This is a genomic window from Halorubrum tibetense (assembly GCF_042661865.1).
Classification (GTDB): Archaea; Halobacteriota; Halobacteria; order Halobacteriales; family Haloferacaceae; genus Halorubrum; species Halorubrum tibetense.
In genome coordinates this window covers 1-2,840 of the sequence record NZ_JBHSWW010000300.1, presented here as the reverse complement: position 1 = coordinate 2,840, position 2,840 = coordinate 1, and the positions used below count along the sequence as shown (strand labels likewise).

Sequence of the window (2,840 nt, the reverse complement as noted above, 5' to 3'; positions counted from 1 at the left end):
ATCGGCGCGATCGTCACCGGCGACACCGACCACGACCGCGTCATCGCGAACGCGACCGCGGAGAAGCTCACACAGGTGAGCCTCGACCGCGACACTCCGGTCACCTTCGGCGTGAGCGGCCCGGGGATGTCGGGCGCGGAAGCGCGCGAACGGATCGACAAGGGCGCGGAGGCGGCCCGCGCCGCGATCGACCTCGCCGAGGAGCTCGGGGAACCGACGTAAGCGGTCGGCCAGGTTCCACCACGAGGACACCCGGACCACGACGACCACGAGGACACCCAACACGACAATGACCGACGCATACGACTACTCGGACCGGATCGGACGTGTAGAGCCCAGCGCGACGCTGGCGATATCGAACCTCGCAGCGGAGAAGGAAGCGGAGGGAGCGGACATCGTCGACCTCTCCGTCGGCGAACCCGACTTCGACACCCCGGCGAACGTCGTCGAGGCCGGCAAGGACGCGCTCGACGCGGGCCACACCGGCTACACCTCCTCGAACGGGATCCCCCCGCTGAAGGAGGCGATCGCCGCCAAGCTCCGCGGAACCGGGATCGACGCGAGCGCCGACGAGGTGATCGTCACCCCCGGCGGCAAGCAGGCCCTGTACGAGACGTTCCAGACCCTGATCGATGACGGGGACGAGGTCGTCCTCCTCGACCCGGCGTGGGTCTCCTACGAGGCGATGGCGAAGCTCGCAGGCGGGAGCCTCTCGCGCGTCGATCTGGCCCCGCACGGGTTCCAACTGGAGCCCGCGCTCGACGACCTCGCGGAGACCGTCTCCGACGACACCGAGCTGCTGGTCGTTAACTCGCCGTCGAACCCGACCGGCGCGGTGTTCTCCGAGGCCGCCCTCGAGGGCGTCCGCGACCTCGCGGTCGAGCACGACATCGCCGTGATCTCCGACGAGATCTACGAGCGGATCGTGTACGACGCCGAGCACGTCTCGCTCGCGAGCCTCGACGGGATGGCAGACCGCACGGTCACGATCAACGGGTTCTCGAAGGCGTACTCGATGACCGGCTGGCGGCTCGGCTACCTCCACGCGACCGAGGAGTTCGTCGGGCAGGCCGGGAAACTCCACTCACACTCAGTCTCGTGCGCGACCAACTTCGTCCAGCACGCGGGCGTCGAAGCGCTGGAGAACACCGACGAGTCCGTCGAGGAGATGCGGCGGGCGTTCGCGGAGCGCCGCGACCTCCTCGTCGAGCTGTTCGACGAACACGACGTCGACGTCGACGTCGGCGACGGCGCTTTTTATATGATGATCCCCGTTGATTCCGACGATCAGGCGTGGTGTGAGGCCGCGATCGAGGAGGCATCCGTCGCGTGTGTCCCCGGAAGCGCGTTCAACGCGCCCGGGTTCGCTCGGATCTCCTACGCCGCCAGCGAGGAGCGGCTGCGCGAGGCGGTCGACCGGCTGGTCTCGAACGACCTCCTGTAATCGCCGGCGACCGGTCGGACGGCTGTTTTCGGAGTGCCGATCGCGTCGATCGCGTGTTAGGGATTTATCCCAGCAGGCCGTTATAGTTAGTTAGGTGATGTTATGTACGACAACGTGCTGTATCCGACGGACGGGAGCGAGGGATCGGACGCCGCAGTCGAACACGTCCGTGCGCTCGCATCGTCGTTCGATGCGACCGTTCACGTCCTCTCCGTGATCGACACGCGGGATGCGGAGTTCGGGCTCAGTGGGGCGTTCTTCGAGGGCGAACCGGGCATGAGCGGCGAGACGAGAGGCAAGGGGTCGGGGATGGTCGGTGGGCGTGACGACCCGGAAGAGACGCGATCGGCACGCCTCGAGCGTCGTGAGGCGCTCGTCGCCAACGTCGCCGACCACCTCGACGACGTGGAGACGATCACTGCGGTCAAGGCTGGGACCCCTCACGAGACCATCCTGGAGTACGTCGACGCCAACGATATCGACCTCGTGGTGATGGGGACGCACGGCCGGACAGGGGTCGAACGCTACCTCCTCGGGAGCGTCACGGAGAAGGTCGTCAGACTGTCGGACGTGCCCGTGGTGACGGTCCGTGCCGGGGACGACACGGGCCCCGAGTGAGGTGACGCGGACCCCGAGCGGGACGACTCGGGCGACCATCCGTTCCGAAACCCTTACTCCCGATCCGTGGCAGGGAGACGTATGAGCGATACGTCCGAGCCGGACGACGGGCCGAGCGACGGGGCCGCGGAAGCCGGCGACGGTGATACACCGGGTGACGGCGACGTACCCGTCGTCGACACCGCGGAGGTCGAACACGTCGCGGAGCTGGCCCGGGTCCGTCTCGACGACGACGAAGTCGAGGCGTTCGCCGACCAGTTCGCGGAGATCCTCGAGTACTTCGCGGCGCTCGACGAGGTCCCCGAGACCGAGCGCGAGGAGGCGCTCGTCAACGTGATGCGCGCCGACGAGGTCGAAGAAGGTCTCACGCAGGAGGAGGCGCTCGCGAACGCCACGGAGACGGAAGACGGCTTCTTCACGGGGCCGAAGGTGTCGTGATGGCGGCCGACTACAACGCGTTCGTCACCAGAGAGCGGATCGAGGGCGACGAGGACGCCGAGGGGCCACTCGCGGACGCGACCGTCGCGGTCAAAGACAACATCTCGACGGCGGGGATCCGGACGACCTGTGGGTCGGAAATGCTCGCGGAGTACGTCCCGCCGTACTCCGCGACCGTCGTCGACCGCCTCCTAGACGCGGGCGCGACGGTCGTCGGCAAGACGAACATGGACGAGTTCGGGATGGGAACGACGACCGAGACGTCCGCGTTCGGCCCCACGCGGAACCCCGCGGACCCGGAGCGGGTTCCCGGCGGCTCCTCCGGCGGGTCGGCGGCGGC

General features: G+C 68.0%; 5 protein-coding genes. All 5 read left to right on the top strand.

Annotation, left to right across the window (positions count from 1 at the left end; genetic code table 11):
• A partial coding sequence (locus ACFQEU_RS14060) for a 6,7-dimethyl-8-ribityllumazine synthase (RefSeq protein WP_379783170.1) occupies positions 1 to 222 on the top strand: 222 nt, incomplete at its 5' end.
• Between the two features lie 67 nt (positions 223 to 289).
• Positions 290 to 1,444 carry a pyridoxal phosphate-dependent aminotransferase gene (locus ACFQEU_RS14055; protein WP_379783168.1) on the top strand — a complete coding sequence of 385 codons (1,155 nt, stop codon included), beginning with the start codon at positions 290 to 292 and terminating at the stop codon, positions 1,442 to 1,444.
• A gap of 102 nt (positions 1,445 to 1,546) precedes the next feature.
• Positions 1,547 to 2,062 (top strand): universal stress protein, encoded by a 516-nt coding sequence (locus ACFQEU_RS14050; protein ID WP_379783166.1) that lies wholly within the window; start codon positions 1,547 to 1,549, stop codon positions 2,060 to 2,062.
• A gap of 81 nt (positions 2,063 to 2,143) precedes the next feature.
• Complete coding sequence (gatC, locus tag ACFQEU_RS14045; protein ID WP_379783164.1) at positions 2,144 to 2,500, top strand: Asp-tRNA(Asn)/Glu-tRNA(Gln) amidotransferase subunit GatC; 357 nt, start codon at positions 2,144 to 2,146, stop codon at positions 2,498 to 2,500.
• Positions 2,500 to 2,840 (top strand): amidase family protein (locus tag ACFQEU_RS14040; protein ID WP_379783162.1); only part of this gene is annotated, 341 nt, incomplete at its 3' end. The genes gatC and ACFQEU_RS14040, both read left to right, overlap by 1 nt.